The sequence below is a fragment of the Sulfitobacter sp. 1A12779 genome (assembly GCF_043557315.1).
GTDB lineage: Bacteria > Pseudomonadota > Alphaproteobacteria > Rhodobacterales > Rhodobacteraceae > Sulfitobacter > Sulfitobacter faviae.
The window spans coordinates 379,833-396,082 of record NZ_JBIFFU010000002.1 but is presented as its reverse complement, the minus strand read 5'-3'; the positions used below and the strand labels follow the sequence as shown (position 1 = coordinate 396,082).

Annotated in this window: 15 protein-coding genes; all 15 read right to left on the bottom strand. The window is 64.3% G+C overall.

The features are described from left to right. Position 1 precedes the first annotated feature (1 nt). Positions 2–1,687, bottom strand: coding sequence for a chloride channel protein (locus tag ACGYLQ_RS04550; RefSeq protein WP_394440728.1), 1,686 nt, complete (start codon positions 1,685–1,687; stop codon positions 2–4). A 62-nt stretch (positions 1,688–1,749) separates the two neighbouring features. Further along, positions 1,750–3,420: a DNA repair protein RecN gene (gene recN, locus ACGYLQ_RS04545; RefSeq protein WP_394440726.1), complete on the bottom strand. Its 1,671-nt coding sequence runs from the start codon at positions 3,418–3,420 to the stop codon at positions 1,750–1,752. 32 nt (positions 3,421–3,452) lie between these two features. Beyond that, the gene (locus ACGYLQ_RS04540) at positions 3,453–4,319 is read right to left on the bottom strand and encodes an outer membrane protein assembly factor BamD (protein WP_067263264.1); all 867 of its coding nucleotides are present in this window, start codon (positions 4,317–4,319) and stop codon (positions 3,453–3,455) included. A gap of 241 nt (positions 4,320–4,560) precedes the next feature. Continuing rightward, positions 4,561–5,484 carry a UDP-3-O-acyl-N-acetylglucosamine deacetylase gene (lpxC, locus tag ACGYLQ_RS04535; RefSeq protein WP_271687716.1) on the bottom strand — a complete coding sequence of 308 codons (924 nt, stop codon included), beginning with the start codon at positions 5,482–5,484 and terminating at the stop codon, positions 4,561–4,563. Positions 5,485–5,691: 207 nt separating this feature from the next. Beyond that, the gene (gene ftsZ / locus ACGYLQ_RS04530; protein ID WP_394440724.1) at positions 5,692–7,302 is read right to left on the bottom strand and encodes a cell division protein FtsZ; all 1,611 of its coding nucleotides are present in this window, start codon (positions 7,300–7,302) and stop codon (positions 5,692–5,694) included. A gap of 173 nt (positions 7,303–7,475) precedes the next feature. Continuing rightward, positions 7,476–8,810, bottom strand: a complete 1,335-nt coding sequence (gene ftsA, locus ACGYLQ_RS04525) for a cell division protein FtsA (protein WP_067263257.1) — start codon at positions 8,808–8,810, stop codon at positions 7,476–7,478. A gap of 30 nt (positions 8,811–8,840) precedes the next feature. Further along, the gene (locus ACGYLQ_RS04520; RefSeq protein ID WP_394440722.1) at positions 8,841–9,722 is read right to left on the bottom strand and encodes a cell division protein FtsQ/DivIB; all 882 of its coding nucleotides are present in this window, start codon (positions 9,720–9,722) and stop codon (positions 8,841–8,843) included. Beyond that, on the bottom strand, positions 9,710–10,633 hold the full coding sequence (locus ACGYLQ_RS04515) for a D-alanine--D-alanine ligase (RefSeq protein ID WP_394412105.1): 924 nt from the start codon (positions 10,631–10,633) through the stop codon (positions 9,710–9,712). The genes ACGYLQ_RS04520 and ACGYLQ_RS04515 overlap by 13 nt, the downstream gene beginning before the upstream one ends. A gap of 85 nt (positions 10,634–10,718) precedes the next feature. Further along, positions 10,719–11,666 carry a UDP-N-acetylmuramate dehydrogenase gene (gene murB, locus ACGYLQ_RS04510; protein WP_394440720.1) on the bottom strand — a complete coding sequence of 316 codons (948 nt, stop codon included), beginning with the start codon at positions 11,664–11,666 and terminating at the stop codon, positions 10,719–10,721. A 39-nt stretch (positions 11,667–11,705) separates the two neighbouring features. After that, entirely contained in the window at positions 11,706–12,005 is a 300-nt protein-coding gene (locus ACGYLQ_RS04505; RefSeq protein ID WP_394440718.1) for a hypothetical protein, read from the bottom strand. After that, positions 12,002–12,268 carry a DUF2484 family protein gene (locus ACGYLQ_RS04500; RefSeq protein WP_067263246.1) on the bottom strand — a complete coding sequence of 89 codons (267 nt, stop codon included), beginning with the start codon at positions 12,266–12,268 and terminating at the stop codon, positions 12,002–12,004. Before ACGYLQ_RS04500 ends, ACGYLQ_RS04505 begins: the two co-directional genes overlap by 4 nt. Then, positions 12,265–12,516, bottom strand: a complete 252-nt coding sequence (locus ACGYLQ_RS04495) for a DUF2484 family protein (RefSeq protein ID WP_394440716.1) — start codon at positions 12,514–12,516, stop codon at positions 12,265–12,267. Before ACGYLQ_RS04495 ends, ACGYLQ_RS04500 begins: the two co-directional genes overlap by 4 nt. Continuing rightward, positions 12,513–13,931, bottom strand: coding sequence for a UDP-N-acetylmuramate--L-alanine ligase (gene murC / locus ACGYLQ_RS04490; RefSeq protein ID WP_276154299.1), 1,419 nt, complete (start codon positions 13,929–13,931; stop codon positions 12,513–12,515). Before murC ends, ACGYLQ_RS04495 begins: the two co-directional genes overlap by 4 nt. Next, a complete protein-coding gene (locus ACGYLQ_RS04485; RefSeq protein WP_394440714.1) occupies positions 13,928–15,052 on the bottom strand; it encodes a UDP-N-acetylglucosamine--N-acetylmuramyl-(pentapeptide) pyrophosphoryl-undecaprenol N-acetylglucosamine transferase in 1,125 nt (374 codons plus the stop codon). The genes murC and ACGYLQ_RS04485 overlap by 4 nt, the downstream gene beginning before the upstream one ends. Continuing rightward, on the bottom strand, positions 15,052–16,218 hold the full coding sequence (gene ftsW / locus ACGYLQ_RS04480) for a putative lipid II flippase FtsW (RefSeq protein WP_067261784.1): 1,167 nt from the start codon (positions 16,216–16,218) through the stop codon (positions 15,052–15,054). The genes ACGYLQ_RS04485 and ftsW overlap by 1 nt, the downstream gene beginning before the upstream one ends. Positions 16,219–16,250 lie beyond the last annotated feature (32 nt).

The following is a 16,250-nucleotide window of genomic DNA, read 5'->3' as shown; positions in this document are numbered from 1 at the left end:
CTCAGGAATGCTCCTCTGCCGCCGTAGCGGCGAGGGCGCGGTTATAGGCTTTCAGCGCATCGACATGGAACAGCGCGCCCAGCAATTCGGGCGGCGCATCCGCGCTGAGGGTGACCACCGGGATGAAATTGGAATGGGTCTGGTCGAACAGCGGCAGAGCGGCCTCTAGCGTGGCGCTGCCGTCGATATAGGTGCCCTTGTCGATCAAATCCCAACAGGCGTCTTCCGAAGCCGCGTCTTCATCATCGGGGCGGCGCATGATGCGGCCCACCATGAACATCGAGAGCAGATAGGCCTGCGGACCGGCGGCCAGATGGATGCCGCGCCGCTCCATCTGGGTGAGGAAGAAGGACCGGTCGACCAGCCGGGAGGCCAGCGCCGTCGACATGCTGACGGCGACCATCACCGCCAGACCGGTCTGCCAGTCGCCTGTCATCTCGAACACGATGAGCGTGGTTGAAATCGGCGCGCCCAGCACGGCGGCGGCCACCGCGCCCATCCCCGCCAGAGCATAGAGCGAGGACGAGCCCGAAATCTCGGGGAAGACACCGGTGGCGATGATCCCGAAGCCAAGGCCGGTCAGGGCGCCCAGCATCAGCGAGGGCGAGAACACCCCGCCGCCCATGCGCCCGCCAAGCGTGATCGCCACGGCGGCGACCTTGAGCACGGCAAAGATGATCGCCTCATGCAGAACTAGTTCGCCGACCAGCGCGCGCGAGGTCGTCTCATAGCCCACGCCTATGATATGGGGAAACCAGAGCGCGATGACGCCAAGGATCGCCCCCGCCACTGCCGGGCGCAGCCAGCGGGCAAGACCGGTGCGTGCTTGCAGATAGTTGCCGAAATCCTCGGCCCAGAAGATCGCGCGCATCAGCACGACCGAGACCAGACCGCAGGTCAGCCCCAAAAGCAGAAAGGCGGGCAGTTCGGCGTAGAACTGCACGTCGCCAAGGCCGGGCAGGACGAATTCCGTGAGCCCGCCGAACTCCAGCCGGTTAATGACCGTGCCCGCAGCGGAGGCGATGACGATGGGGGCAAAGGCGTGGACTGCAAAGTGGCGCAGCACGACTTCGAGGGCGAAGAGCGCACCAGCGATGGGCGCGTTGAAGCTGGCCGAGACCGCCGCCGCCACGGCGCAGCCCAACAGATCTCGCCCGGTGATCCCATCGGCCTTGATGAATCGGCTGACCTTGGTCGAGATCACGGCGGCCAGATGCACCACCGGCCCTTCGCGGCCCGATGAGCCGCCCGTGGACAGGGTGATGAGCGAGGCCAACGCCGAGGCCACCCCGGCCCGCGTCTCGACCCGACCGTCGTGCATGGCAGCGCCGAGGATCACATCGCCGACGCTGCGCGCGCGCCCGTCGCGGGTGAAGCGGTGCAGGATCAGCCCCACAAGCAACCCGCCCAAGGTCGGAATCAGCACCACCCAATACCACGGCAGCCCGGCAAGGAAGCTGTGCAGGAATTGCACATCGTCCGTGCCGTAAAGCGTGGCCTGCAACCAGTTGATCCCCTTGCGGAAGAACAGGGCGGCAAAGCCCGCAGCGATGCCCACCAGCAGCGCGATAAACCAAAATGTCACCTTCCCCGGCCCGCGGGTGCGCAGCACCGTCCAGCCCTGTTTGCAGCCGCCAAGCGCCTGCTGAAGTTGTTGGGAAAAGAATGCGTTATCTTGCGGGGGCATGGGACTAAGACCAGTTAAACCCTTTCTGTCTAGGGCAAGCTGACCTTGGGTAAAACCGCCATTTAAGAAGTCATCGCGCCCTGTTGCCCGTTGAGCAATGCCTCAGCCGCCGCGCGGGCCGCATCTGTGATCGTATCGCCCGCGAGCATTCGGGCGACTTCATCAATGCGCTCTTCGGCGGCAAGGGGGGTGACGGTGGAGGTGGTCATGCCCTTGGTCACCGACTTCGCCACGCGCCAGTGATGCGCACCAAGGGCGGCGACCTGCGGCGAATGGGTGACGACCAAGACCTGCCCTTCGGCGGCCAATGCCTTCAGGCGGCGGCCCACGGCATCGGCAGTGGCGCCCCCTACCCCACGGTCGATCTCGTCAAAGATCAGGGTGAGGCCGGATTGGGTCTGGGTCAGGCAAACCTTCAGCGCCAAGAGGAACCGGCTCAGCTCCCCGCCCGAGGCGATTTTGCCCAAGGGCCCGGCAGGCGCGCCGGGGTTTGTGGCGACGGTGAAGGAGACCGCATCGCGCCCCTCGGGGCCTGCGGGTTCTTCGGTCAATTGCGTCTGGAACACTGCGCGTTCCATCTTGAGCGGGGCAAGCTCTGCCGCCACGGATTTGTCGAGCTTGGCCGCGGCCTTGCGACGCTTCTCGGTCAGCGCGGTGGCCCGTTCGTCGTAAAGCGCCTGCGCATCGCGAACGGCTTTCTCCAGCCCCTCCTGCGCCGCTTCGCCCGCATCGAGCGCGTCGAGCTTGGCGCGCAGCGTATCGGCAAAACCGGCCAGCTCATCGGGCTGCACGTCATGTTTGCGCGCCAAACCGCGGATCGCGAAAAGCCGCTCTTCGCAGGCTTCCAACTCATAGGGGTCGAACGACATGCCGTCGATCGCATCGGCCACGCCGGACATCGCCTCGTCCAGTTCCACCATGGCGCGGTTGAGCGCGGCGAGCGGGCCTTCCAGCGCGCCTTCGGCCTTGTCGGCCACCCCGTCGAGCCAGCGCAGCGCGTCGCCCATGGCGGTCTCTGCGCCGCCTTGCCCCATTAACTCATAGGCGTTGACTACATCACGGCGGATTTTCTCGGCCCCCTGCATCTGGCGGCGGCGGGTGTCGAGGGTGGCCTCCTCCCCCGCTTCGGGGTCGAGCTTGTCCAACTCGGCCACGGCGTGGCGCAGGAACTCTTCCTCAGCGGCGATGGCCTCGCGTTCGGCGGCAGCGGCGGCAGCGGCTTTGCGGGCCGCCCCGAGGGCATTCCACGCCTCGCGCAGCTTGGCAATCGCACGGGCATTCCCGGCGTAATCGTCCAAAATGGCACGGTGGCCCCGCGGGTTGAGCAGGCCGCGGTCATCATGCTGGCCGTGCAGTTCCACCAATGTCTCCGACAGGCGGCGCAGCACCTCACCCGAACAGCGGCGGTCATTGACCCACGCGGTCTTGCGCCCGTCGGAGGTATTGATGCGGCGCAGGATCAATTCGTCACCAGCGGGCAATCCCGCCTCTTCCAGCACCGCATGGGCCGGGTGGCCGGGCGGCAGATCGAACCAAGCGGTCACCTCACCCTGTTCTGCCCCTTGGCGCACCAGATCGGCACGCCCGCGCCAGCCCAGAACGAAGCCGAGCGAATCCAAAAGGATGGACTTGCCCGCGCCCGTCTCACCGGTCAGCACGTTCAGCCCCGGCTGGAAGCCAAGCTCCAGCCGGTCGATGATCAGCATGTCTGAAATATCAAGTCCGCGCAGCATCTAGAACCGTCGGGTGGGCGATCCCACCCCCCTTAAAGCCACTCGCCCTTGATGGTCTGGCGATAGGCTGCACCCAGCCAATTGTCTTTGTAGAAGGCAGGCTCAAGGCCGCGCCCGGTCAGCAGTTTATAGCTGTCCTCATACCACTCGGAGCCCCGGTAGTTGTGGCCAAGGATGGCCCCCGCCGTCTGCGCCTCATGGTTCAGGCCGAGCGAAAGATAGGCTTCGACCAGACGGTGCAGCGCTTCGGCGGTGTGGGTGGTGGTCTGGAAATCCTCGACCACGACACGGAAGCGATTGATCGCGGCGGTATAGTGATCGCGGCGCAGGTAGTAGCGGCCAATCTCCATCTCCTTGCCCGCCAGATGGTCGAAGGCGAGGTCGAATTTCAGGATCGCGGAGCGGGCATATTCGCTGTCCGGGTAGCCTTCGATCACGGCGCGCAAGGATTGCAGCGCTTGGAAGGTCAGCCCTTGGTCGCGGCCCACTTCGTCGATCTGATCGTAATAGCTCAGCGCCAAGAGGTACTGCGCATAGGCGGCATCGTCATCGGCGGGGTAGAAATCAATGAAACGCTGCGCGGCGGAGCGGCTGTTGGGATAGTCCTGATCCTTGTGATAGGCGAAAGCCTGCATGATCAGGGCGCGTTTGGCCCATTCGGAATAGGGATAGAGACGCTCGATCTCGGCGAAATAGAATGCCGCTTCGCCGGGGTTGTTGTTGGTCAGCTCATATTCGCCGCGCTCGAAAATCTGCTCGGCCGAATAGGTTTCAAGCGGAATTTCCTGCGGGTTGAAGAAGTTCCCGTCAGAGCGTCCGTCACCACCGCCGCAGGCCGCCAATGTCGCGACCAGAAGCACCGCACTGATCGTCCGCTTGCGCGATCCCGCTACCGTCATGCCCGCACCCCTTGCATCGTCCAACCCATGGTCTTTGACCCTCTTGCGCATGTGACTAGCACAATAAACTGCGTTGCAAAACGCCCATTCCGCCCCCGTCCGCAGGCGGCTGCGCGGCGGCGCATCGCTGGGTCAGGCTTGTCACTTCGGCTTAGTGAATACAAGGCATTGGCAGGGCGTTCAATGGCACTTCGCCGCCTAAGCGCCCTGCGCTTCCCGGTGCCGTTCCCCCACCCCGGGATCAGGCAACCTGCGGGATTTCGTCCCAGATCAGACCGGAGCCGGGCAGCCGCGCCGTTTGCGCCGCATCGCAGGCCACCAGACGCACGGCATCCGGCGTAGCAAAGAGCGCGCGCAGCAGCGTGTTGGTCAGCGAATGGCCCGCGCGTTTGCCTTCGTAATGGCCCAACAGCGGCGCCCCGGCCAGCGCCAGATCGCCGAGCGCGTCGAGCATCTTGTGGCGCACAGGCTCATCCGCGTGGCGCAGGCCGCCGGGGCTGACGACGGCATCGCCGTCGAAAACCACCGCGTTCTCACCCGCTTCGCCACCAAGCGCCAGACCATTGGCCTGCATCGCCTCGACATCCGCCTGACGGCAAAAGGTGCGGCTGTCGCAGAGTTCACGCGCGAAGGAGCCGTTGTTCATCACCAGCGACTTGCGCTGCTGGCCGATGGCGGCATCAGCAAAGTCGATCTCAAAGTCGATGCGCAGCGTATCGGCGGGCGAGATGGTCGCAACCGCGTCGCCATCCTGCACGGTGACGGTTTTCAGCACTTCGAAGGCCATCACGGGGGCTGCAAGCTGGCGCAGACCGCGCTGCATGATCCCGCGCACGAAAGGCACGGAGGAGCCATCAAGGATCGGCACTTCGGGGCCGTCGATCTCAATCAAAAGGTTGTGGATGCCACAGCCCGCCACGGCGGCCATCAGATGCTCGACGGTCGAGATCGACAGGCCGGTGGGGTTTTCCAGCTTGGTGCAGAGCGGCGAGCGGTTCACCGCGTCCCAGCGGGCGGGGATCAGACGGTCACCGACCGCCACATCGCTGCGCGAAAACCAGATGCCGTGATGGGCCGACGCCGGGCGCAGTGTCACCGTCGCAGGCAGACCGGAGTGCAGGCCTGTGCCAGTAAAACTTACCGCTGATTTGATCGTTGTCTGCACCGGGTCATCCTCAAGCTTCGAACATCTTCTTGTGTGTTAAACTCTGGATTAAGGGGCGGGTTCGTTTTGCTCAACTCAATCTTTGCAACGGTCTGAAACATCACTGCAACATTTGAGCGCGGCTGCGCTTACTCGGGGGCAAGGCGCTGTTCTAAAAAGAAAAAGGGCCGCCCTAAGGCGACCCTTTCGTCATCTATCGTGATCAGTTCAGTTGGCCTGACGGCGCAGGAACGCAGGGATTTCGATGCGTTCTTGATCGGGATCGTTGTTTTCCTGCGGCTGCGGCGCGGCGGCAGAGGCGCGGGTTTGCACCGGCGGCTGCTGACGCGCGGGGCGGGCTTGCGCCTCGCCTTCGGCGTGGCCGGTCATCCGGTTGATCAGGGAGTTGATGCCGAAACGGCTCTTGTCGCCCTGTTCACCCTGCTGCTGCTGGGCCTGACGGTGCTGCTCGGGCGCGGCCTTCTGTGCGGCGGCGCGCAGGCGGGCCAGCGCTTCGGGGGACGGTGTGCCGGGGGTCGGCGCACGCGGTGCGACGAAGGCTTCGGGCTCAGCTTCGATGTTCTCTTCCTGACGCGGCTCGAATGCGGCGACCTCAGGCTGGTAGGCCGGTGCGGGCAGACCGTCGTCATCTTCGACAACGTTCTCGTCCTCATACTGGTCCTGCTCGCGCTGTGTCGGCTGGAGGTCTTGGAACAGAGCCGCCTGCTCAACTTCCTGCGGCGCTTCGGCAGCCACGGAGGCAGCGACCGGCGCCTGCGCGGCGGACACCTGCGCCACATCGTCAACCGATACGTTCTGACGCAAAGGCTGGCTCATGGAGCGGCGCGGGACCGGGATTTCGGTGTTCACATCAGTGGCGTCGATGCCGGTGGCGACAACGCTGACGCGCATCAGGCCACCAAGGCTTTCGTCCAGCGTGGAGCCGACGATGATGTTCGCTTCGGGGTCCACTTCCTCGCGAATGCGGTTGGCCGCTTCGTCGAGTTCGAACAGGGTAAGGTCCTGACCGCCGGTGATGTTGATGAGCACGCCCTTGGCACCGCGCAGGCTGATTTCGTCCAGCAGCGGGTTGGCGATGGCCTTCTCGGCGGCTTGGATGGCGCGATCTTCGCCCTCGGCCTCGCCTGTTCCCATCATCGCCTTGCCCATCTCGTCCATCACGGCGCGGACATCGGCGAAGTCGAGGTTGATGAGGCCCGGACGGACCATCAGGTCGGTCACGCCCTTCACACCTTGGTACAGCACGTCATCGGCAAGCGAGAAGGCTTCGGTGAAGGTGGTCTTTTCGTTTGCCAGACGGAAGAGGTTCTGGTTCGGAATGATGATCAGCGTGTCGACGACCTTTTGCAGCGTCTCAACACCGTCTTCGGCCTGACGCATGCGCTTGGCGCCTTCGAATTGGAAGGGCTTGGTCACGACGCCGACGGTCAGCACGCCCAGTTCACGCGCGGCCTGCGCGATGATCGGAGCCGCCCCGGTGCCGGTGCCGCCGCCCATGCCAGCGGTGATAAAGCACATATGCGCGCCAGCAAGGTGGTCGACGATCTGCTCAATGCTCTCTTCGGCAGCGGCAGCACCCACAGAGGCACGCGCGCCCGCGCCCAGACCTTCGGTCACTTTGATACCCAGCTGCACGCGGTTCTCGGCCTGCGCCTGTTGCAGCGCCTGTGCGTCGGTGTTGGCCACGACGAAATCAACACCGTCAAGTTGCTTTTCGATCATGTTGTTGACCGCGTTGCCGCCTGCCCCGCCAACACCGAAGACGGTGATACGGGGTTTCAGATCATCATGTCCTGGCATTGAAAGGTTGAGTGTCATGTGCTGTCCGCCTGTCCAGTTATCCGCGTTCTGCGGGAGTTTTTCGACCAAATTTACCCGACCCTACCGGGCTAGGGCCGCATCGTCACCTAAAAAACATCGTTTTGACGCTAAATATGGGCAGAAACTTGCCAGTTTCCGCCTTATCTCGGGCTTCTCACCCGATATTGGGGTCACCAGTTGTCTCTAAACCATTTCACCGCGCGTTTGAGCGAGCGGGACGGGTAGCGATCGGCGGGAATGTCAAAATCCCACCATTCGTCCTGCGGATGCGCCGCGAAAAGCGCAAGCCCCACGGCAGAGGCAAAGCCCGGCCCCGTCGCGGCCTGCGGCAGCCCATGCACGCGCAGCGGGCGTCCCAGACGAACCTGCTGGCCAAGGATCTTGCTGGCCAGCCCGTCAAGGCCCGGTATCTGACTGCCCGCCCCGGTAAGCACAATTTGTTGGCTTGGCAAGTGGTCGAAACCGGCGGCATCCAGCCGAACGCGGACCTCTTCGAGGATCTCTTCGACCCGGGGGCGCATGATGCCGATCAACTCCGCCCGGCTGGCGGTGCGGCGGTCGTGTTCGTAATCGCCGGTCTCGCCGCCGATCTCGATCATGTCGCGGTCGTCCATACCGGTGGCATGCACCCCGCCGTAGAAGGTCTTGATCCGCTCGGCATTGGCCATCGGCACTTGCAGACCCATGGAGATGTCGGAGGTAACGTGATCCCCGCCCATCCGCACCGTATCGGCATAGATCATATGTTTCTTGATAAAGATCGACAGGCCGGTGGTGCCACCGCCAAAGTCGATACAGGCGGCACCTAGCTCCTGCTCATCCTCAACCAGCGCCGAGATGCCCGAGGCGTAGGAGGAGGAGGCGATCCCCGCAAGTTCCAGATCACAGCGTTTGATGCAATGGGCCAGATGCTGCACCGTATCGGCGTCAACGGTCAGCATATGCATATCCACCGACAGGCTGTTGCCCAGCTGGCCGCGCGGGTCGGCCAAACCGCTGCGGTGATCCAGCGCGAAGTTCACCGGCTGGGCGTGCAGCACCTCGCGGCCCTCGCCATATTCCGGCACGTCGCAGCCCGCCAGCACCCGCGCCACGTCTTGCTCCGAGACCGACTGCCCCTCCAACTCGACCGAGGCGTCGAGCCCATAGCTGCGCGGCTCCCCGCCCGAGAAACAGGCGATGACGTGATCGACGCGAATACCAGCCATTTTCTGCGCGGCCTGAAGCGCGGTGCGGATCGCGCGCTCAGTCTCGCCCATGGCGCAAATCTCACCAAAGCGGACCCCGCGTGAGCGGGTGGTCGCCGCCCCGATAACCCGGAACCCCGACTGCCCGGCCAAGGACCCGATGTCGCCGCTGTCGCTATCAAGCCCCGCACCGTCAAAGCGCAGCACCAGACAGGCGATCTTGGAGCTGCCCACATCCAAAATGGCGACCACCCCGCGTTGGATCGCCAATTTGCGCATGTGCCGCATCGAACGCTGACTGTCGTATAGGTCCATCATTTCGTTACTGTCCCGATTCCAATGGCCATCTTACTGGCCGGAAAGCTGCCTGATGTGCCACCATTCGCGGGTGGCATCTTCGTTCATTCTAAGGGTCGGTCTTGCCGCCAACCGCATGTCCACACGCGCCACATCCCGCGTAAGAACCTCTTGCGCGCCTTCCAGCGCGATCACCCGTTCCAGCGCTTGCAGCGCGTTTTCTACGGGCAACATGATCGTTTGATCGCGGTCCAGCACCACGTCCCAGCGGCGCTGGCCGACGCGGACCAAACCGCGCAGCCGGTCGCCCAAGACATTCGCGGCCCCGATCAGCTTGAGCGCCTCGGGCACCGCTTTGTCGGCCCCTGCCCCGGCGATCAGCGGCAGTTCGGCATGATCGCGCCGCGCCTCGATCCGTGCCACATGGGCACCGGTATTGTCCACCAGCGCCAGCCCCGTTTCACTGCGCCAGACGGCCACAGGCACGCGCGGGGTCACGTCGATTTGCAGCACGCCGCCGGGGCGGATGCGCACATTGGCCTGTTTCACCCCGTCGATATCGGTGATCTTCTCACGGATTTGCGGCAGGTCGAGATCGAAGGAGGACAGCGGAAATTCCAGCGGCAGCGCGGTGCGGATTTCGGTCGAGAGCATATCGCTCGCCCCGTCGATGGCCATGAGTTTGACCATGAACTCAGGCCGCTCTTCGATGCTGGCGCGGACATCGGCGATGGCCTGCACCACGGTGCCGCGCCGCTCTTCGTCCGCCATATAGATCGTGCCCGCCAGCAGGCTCAGCGTGAAGGGCAGCCCCACGCGCAGGGCAAAGCGGAAACCCGGCGTCAGCATCAACCGCTGCATGCGCCATGACCACCGCGATGGGGCGGGATCGGCCTTGACCATTTCCGGGCGGCGGCGGATCAGCGATCGCATGTAGCGTCCTCCACCATCCAGGCGCAAAGCTCAGGGAAAGAAATGCCGCAGGCGGCGGCCTGCTCAGGCGAGAGCGAAGTGGCGGTCATGCCGGGCTGGGTGTTGGTCTCCAACAGGATCAGCCCCTCGGGGCCGCGCGCCTCGTCCCAGCGAAAATCGGTGCGGCTGATGCCCTTGCAGCCAAGCGCCGCATGGGCGCGGCGGGCATAGTCGAAACACAGATCGGTAATCTCTTGCGGCAGATCGGCGGGCACCACATGGCGCGAACCGCCGGGCTTGTATTTCGCGTCATAGTCATACCAGCCGGTGGTGATGATATCCGTCACCGCCAACGCCCGGTCGCCCATCACGGTGGTGGTCAGCTCACGCCCCGGCGCGAAAGTCTCAACCATCACCTCGGCGGGCATGTCTTCGGACAGTTGCGGCGGGCCGTTGTTTTCCTCGGCCACGAGGTAGACCCCAACCGAAGAGCCTTCGTTGTTGGGTTTGACCACATAGGGCGGCGCCATGACATGGGCGGCCATCACATCGGCCTTGGGCGCGATGACGCTTTCCAACACAGGCAGCCCCGCGTGGCGGAACACATCCTTGGAGCGCTGCTTGTCCATCGCAAGCGCCGAGGCCAGCACGCCGGAATGGGTGTAGGGCAGCTTGAGCCACTCTAGCAGCCCCTGCACACAGCCATCCTCGCCCCAACGGCCATGCAGGCAATTCAGAACGGCATAGGGGTTGAGATCGGCCAGAACAGCTGGAAGATCGCGGTCGGCTTCGACCTCGATCACGTTATATCCACCATGTTCCCGCAAGGCAGCGGCGCATGCACGCCCACTGGACAGGGACACCTCACGCTCGGCCGAGGGGCCACCCATCAATACCGCCACTGTCGGGGTCTGTCCGCTCGACTTACCCACCAAAGTGCCTCTTCGCCTCGGACCGTTTGCGGCCCCTATCGTTGTTTTCTTTGCTTCTGCCGTGGCTTAGCTGCTGCGCCGCGGCTTAGCTTTGCGGCGCCGGATCGCCCAATTTCTCACCGACGCGCTTAATTTCCCATTCTAGCCTTATACCGCTTGAAGCGTAAACCTTTTTTCGCACCTCTTCGCCCAATGTCTCAAGATCATGGGCCGTGGCGCCGCCGGTGTTGATCAGGAAGTTTGAGTGTTTCGGGCTCATCTGCGCGCCGCCTACGGTGGCCCCGCGCATCCCGGCGTCGTCGATCACTTTCCACGCCTTCAGATCATGCACATCATCCGCCTTCCCGGTCGAAGAGAAGCCCGCCGGGTTGCGGAAAGTGGATCCGGCGCTGCGGTCTTTCGTGGGCTGGCTCTCATCCCGTTTGGCAAGCTGCTGCTCCATCCGGGCGTGCAGCTCCTCCGGCTCGCCTTTGGGCGGCGCAAAGGTCGCCCCGATCAGCACCGCGCCGGGCGACAGATCGCTCTGCCGATAGCGGAAGTTGAGGTCATCTGCCGTCAGGGTCACCACCTCGCCCGCGCGGGTCACAGCCTGAGCCGAGACGAAGTGATCCGCCGTGTAGCTGCCGTAACAACCCGCATTCATGCGCAACGCGCCGCCGATGCTGCCGGGAATGGTGCGCAGAAAGGTCAGATCCAGCCCCGCATCCGCCGCCTTGCGTGCCACATGGGCATCGAGCGCTGCGGCCCCCGCCGTCACCTGATCGCCGTCGACCTCGATCCCGTTGAAACCACGGCCCAGCCGGATCACCACCGCCCGCAGCCCGCCATCGCGCACGATGAGATTGCTGCCCACCCCCATGGGGAAAACCGTCACCCCTTGCGGCAAACGCCGCATGAAAAGGCACAGGTCCTCCACATCGGCGGGTTGGAACAGGTAATCCGCAGGGCCGCCGACGCGGAGCCATGTCAGGTCGCTCAGGGCGCGATTTGGGGTCAGCCTGCCGCGCAGGTCGGGGATATTCAGCTTAATCATGGCGCCGGACTTAGCGCATTTGCACGGCAGGGCAAACCATCAAGAAGACGGCGAATCGACGCGGCTCTCGCGCCAGCGTTTGGCCACTCGCCCCGCAAGCCAGCCCAGCCCGAAACCGCCCACGGCATAGAATAGGACGGAAAGCTGCGCCAAAAGCGCATGCGGCTCGAACACCCGCGCATCCAGCCCGAAAACCATCCATGTGGCGTTGAGCGCAAAGCCTGTCGCCAGCACGAGAAAAAACCACAGCACACGGGCGCGAAAACCGGTCCAGATACAGGCGATCATCCAGACCGCAAAGACCGACAGCAGCGCCACGAGGGTCGGCGTCAGGGTCATTCCGCCGGGCCTTTGACCCGGCCTGCCCCGCGGCGCAGCCAGCGCACGAAATAGACCACGGGCCAGCGCAGCACCGAACAGCCCCCCGCCAGCACCAACAGGCCCAGCCACGGGCCGTGCTGAGCGGTGACGAAACCCACAATCGGTATTCCCACGGCGATCAGCAGATAGGCGCTGCGCCAGTGGGAATCCTTGCTCGGCGTCATGGCAAGGATATTCGCGATCACGAACCAGAAACAGGCAAGGATGAGAGACAGGCTCATTTCGGCAGCTCCGGCTCTTGGCCCCGCAGCCGCGCCAAGAGATAGCGCAACGGGTTGCGGAACATCGACAGGAACGCCAGCAGCGCCAAAAGCGCATAGGCCCAAGACTGGGTCACACCGATGGCGATGATCAGCAAGGGCGCGGCAATCAGCAGAACCACCCCCGGCAGGTATTGAGAGCGCAGCGGCAGCATGGCCACGGTCACGGCGGCGAAGACCCAGAGGATCGACAGCCAGACGAGGGTCACGCAGCCGCCCCCTTGGCCGCGCGCAGCGCCTCGGGCAAGTCATTGGCCCAGCCGCTGATCGTACCCGCCCCAAGGCAGACCACCATATCGCCCGGGCGCGCCTCGCGCAGGACCAGTTGGGTCAGCGCCTCGGCATCCTCGACCGCATAGGCATGGCGATGGCCGTGCTGGATCAATCCCGCGACCAGCCCGTCACGGTCCGCACCGGGAATGGGCTCTTCGCCCGCGGCATAGACATCGGCAATGCCCACCACATCGGCATCGTTGAAACAGGCGCAGAACTCGTCAAAGTGATGCGACAGACGGGAATAGCGGTGCGGCTGGTGCACGGCGATCACGCGGCCCGCGCTGGCCTGCCGCGCGGCTTTCAGCACGGCGGCAATCTCAACCGGGTGGTGGCCATAGTCGTCGATGATGGTCACGCCGTCCACCTCGCCCACGCGGGTAAAGCGGCGGTTCACCCCGCCAAAGCTGCCCAAAGCGTCGCGGATTTGCTCAAGCTTCATCCCAAGATGCCGCGCCACGGTCACCGCCGCCAGCGCGTTTGATACGTTGTGATCGCCGGGCATCGGCAGGGCGCAGTTTTCGATCACCTTGTCTTCGGACTGAAGATGCACGTCGAAATGCGCCACCCCGTCTTTATAATGCAGCCCCACGGCGCGGACATCGGCCTGCGCGTTGAACCCATAGGTCATCACCCGGCGGTCGGTAAGCTTGCCCACAAGCGACTGCACTTCCGGGTGATCGGTGCAACAGACCGCCAGCCCGTAGAAGGGGATGTTTGAGACGAAGTTCAAAAACCCCTGCCGCAGCGTGTCGAAGTCGCCCCAATGCTCCATATGCTCGGGGTCGATATTGGTGACGATGGCGATGGTGGCGGGCAAACGGTTGAAACTGCCGTCGCTCTCATCCGCCTCGACCACCATCCAGTCGCCCTGCCCCATCCGCGCGTTGGAGCCATAGGCATGGATGATGCCGCCGTTGACGACCGTGGGGTCAATGCCGCCCGCGACCAGCAGTTCTGCGACCAGCGTGGTGGTCGTCGTCTTGCCATGGGTCCCCGCTACGGCGATGTTGGACTTGAGCCGCATCAGCTCGGCCAGCATCTCGGCCCGGCGGACGACCGGCAGGCCACGGCGGCGCGCCTCGTCCAATTCGGCATTGCCCGGCTTGATCGCCGAAGAGATCACGACCACGGCCGCGCCTTCGATATTCTCAGCCGCCTGCCCCTCGAAGATGCGCCCACCCAATTCGGCCAGCCGCACGGTGATCTTGGTGGTTTTGAGGTCCGACCCCTGCACCTTGTAGCCGTGGTTCAAGAGCACTTCGGCGATGCCGGACATGCCGATGCCGCCGATGCCGACGAAATGGATCGGGCCGACATCGGTCGGCAGTTTTGTGGCGGCGGCGTTCATTGCGGGTGTTCCTCTTCTGCGGGGGTGAGCGTGCCTTGGGCGGCAAGCTGCTCAACCATATCGGCCAATGTCTCGGCCGCGTCGGGTTTGCCGACCGAAAGCGCGGCGCGCGCCATCTGCATTGCCCCTTCGGGCATCTCAAGCACGGCGAGGATCTGGTCGGTCATGATATCTGGATTGGCTTTGCGTTCGGGCACCATGATCGCGGCCCCGGCTTCGACCAAGCCGCGGGCATTGGCGCTTTGGTGATCCCCCGCCGCGGCGGCAAAGGGGATCAGGATCGACGGACGCCCGATCACCGACAGGTCGGCCACGCTGGAGGCACCGGAGCGGCTGATCACCAGCTGCGCCTCGGACATGCGGCGGGGCACATCATCAAAGAAGGGCCGCACATCGGCGCTGATCCCGGATTCGGCGTAGTAGTCCGCCACCCGCTGGCCGTCTTCGTCGCGGGCCTGATGGCTGACACGGATGTTGCGGATCATGTTCATCGGCAGGGCCGCAAGTGCCGGGGGCACCACGTCCGAAAGGATGCGCGCGCCTTGGCTGCCGCCCATCACCAAGACCTCCATCGGGTAGTCACCCGGCGGGATATAGGCGGCACCGGCGCGGTCCAGCACGGCGGCGCGAACGGGATTGCCCACATGCCAGCCCTGCACGCCCTCGGGCAGCTTGGTGGGCCAGATGCCACAGGCCACGGCGTGGACCCGTTTGGCAAAAATCTCATTCACGCGGCCCAGAATGCCGTTCTGCTCGTGGATCATCCGGGGCATGCGCAGCGCCCAAGCGGCGCCGAGCGCGGGGATCGACGGGTAACCGCCAAAGCCCACCACGACCGAAGGCCGGTCGCGCAGCATATTCAGCCCCGAGCGGACCACACCGGCGGCGATGCGGAAGGGCACCAGCGCCTTGACCACCACCCCCCCCCGGGCAAAGGTGGCGCTGCTGATCTGGGTAATCTCAACCGCTTCGGGAAAGCCGCCGGTATAGCGCGCGCCGCGCGCATCGGTGCTGAGCTTCACCCGCCAGCCGCGCTTCAACATCACCTCGGCCAAGGCCTGCGCGGGAAACATATGCCCACCGGTCCCCCCGGCGGCGATGATCAACAGTGGGGCGGCCATCAGCGGCGGCCCCGGCCCAGAATGTCGCTGATCTCACCCTGCGGGCGGGTCCGGGTAAAGGCCAACAGCATGCCCACGGCGATGCCGCTGGCGATCACCGAAGAGCCGCCGTAGCTCACGAAAGGCAGGGTCATGCCCTTGGCGGGCAAAAGCCGCACTGCCACACCCATGTTGATCATTGCCTGTACTCCGAATGTGCAGGCCAGCCCGGTTCCGGCCAGCCGGATGAAGGGGTCACGCTCGCGCACCAGACGCAGCAGCGACCGGACGACCACGACAGTATATAGGGCGATAATGCAGACGACCATGATCAGGCCATATTCCTCGGCGGCGACGGCGATGATGAAGTCGGTATGCGCGTCAGGCAGCGACCATTTCACCTCGCCCTCGCCCACGCCTACGCCGAACAACCCGCCCTCGCGGATGGCATTTGTGGCATAGCCAAGCTGGGTGGTCGGATCGACATCGACGCTGAGAAAGCCGTCGATCCGCCGCGCGAAGTGCTCGGAATTGGAATAGGCGAATGTGCCCGCCAGAACGACAAGCCCCGCCATGCCGACCAACAGCACCATCGGCGCGCCGGCGACGAAATACATCACGCCCCAGCCAAACAGCACAAGGCAGGCCTGTCCGAAGTCGGGCTGCATCGCCAGCATCAGAACGATAGAGATACAAAGCGCGAAGGACCATGATTTACCCGGAGGGCCGTTGATCTCGGTCGCGGCGGCCATCATCCATGCGGCGGCGACCATGAAACCGGGTTTCAGAAATTCGGAGGGCTGGAACGAGGCGAAACCCAGCGAATACCAGCGCGTCGCCCCTTTGCCGAAATCAGTGCCGAAGAAAGGCAACAGCGCCAGCGCCACGAAGGCCACCACAAAGCCCAGCACTGCCAGACGCCGCACCAGCACCGGGGACATCATCGAGGTCAGCAGCATCGCGATCAGCGCCAATCCGCCGAAGAACGCCTGCCGCTGCACATAGTGGAAAGCGTCAAAGCCGTTTTTCGCGGCCAAGGGCGGGGATGCGGCCAGCCCCAAAAGCATGCCGACGGCAAAAAGGATCAACACGCAGGACAAAGCCCAACGGTCGACCGTGCGCCACCATTTTGGAAGGATCGGTTCACCATCCCGCACCGGGACCGCGCCATAGACCATCTCTGTCATGGGTATCTGCCTTAACTGCCTCAACGGCCCCT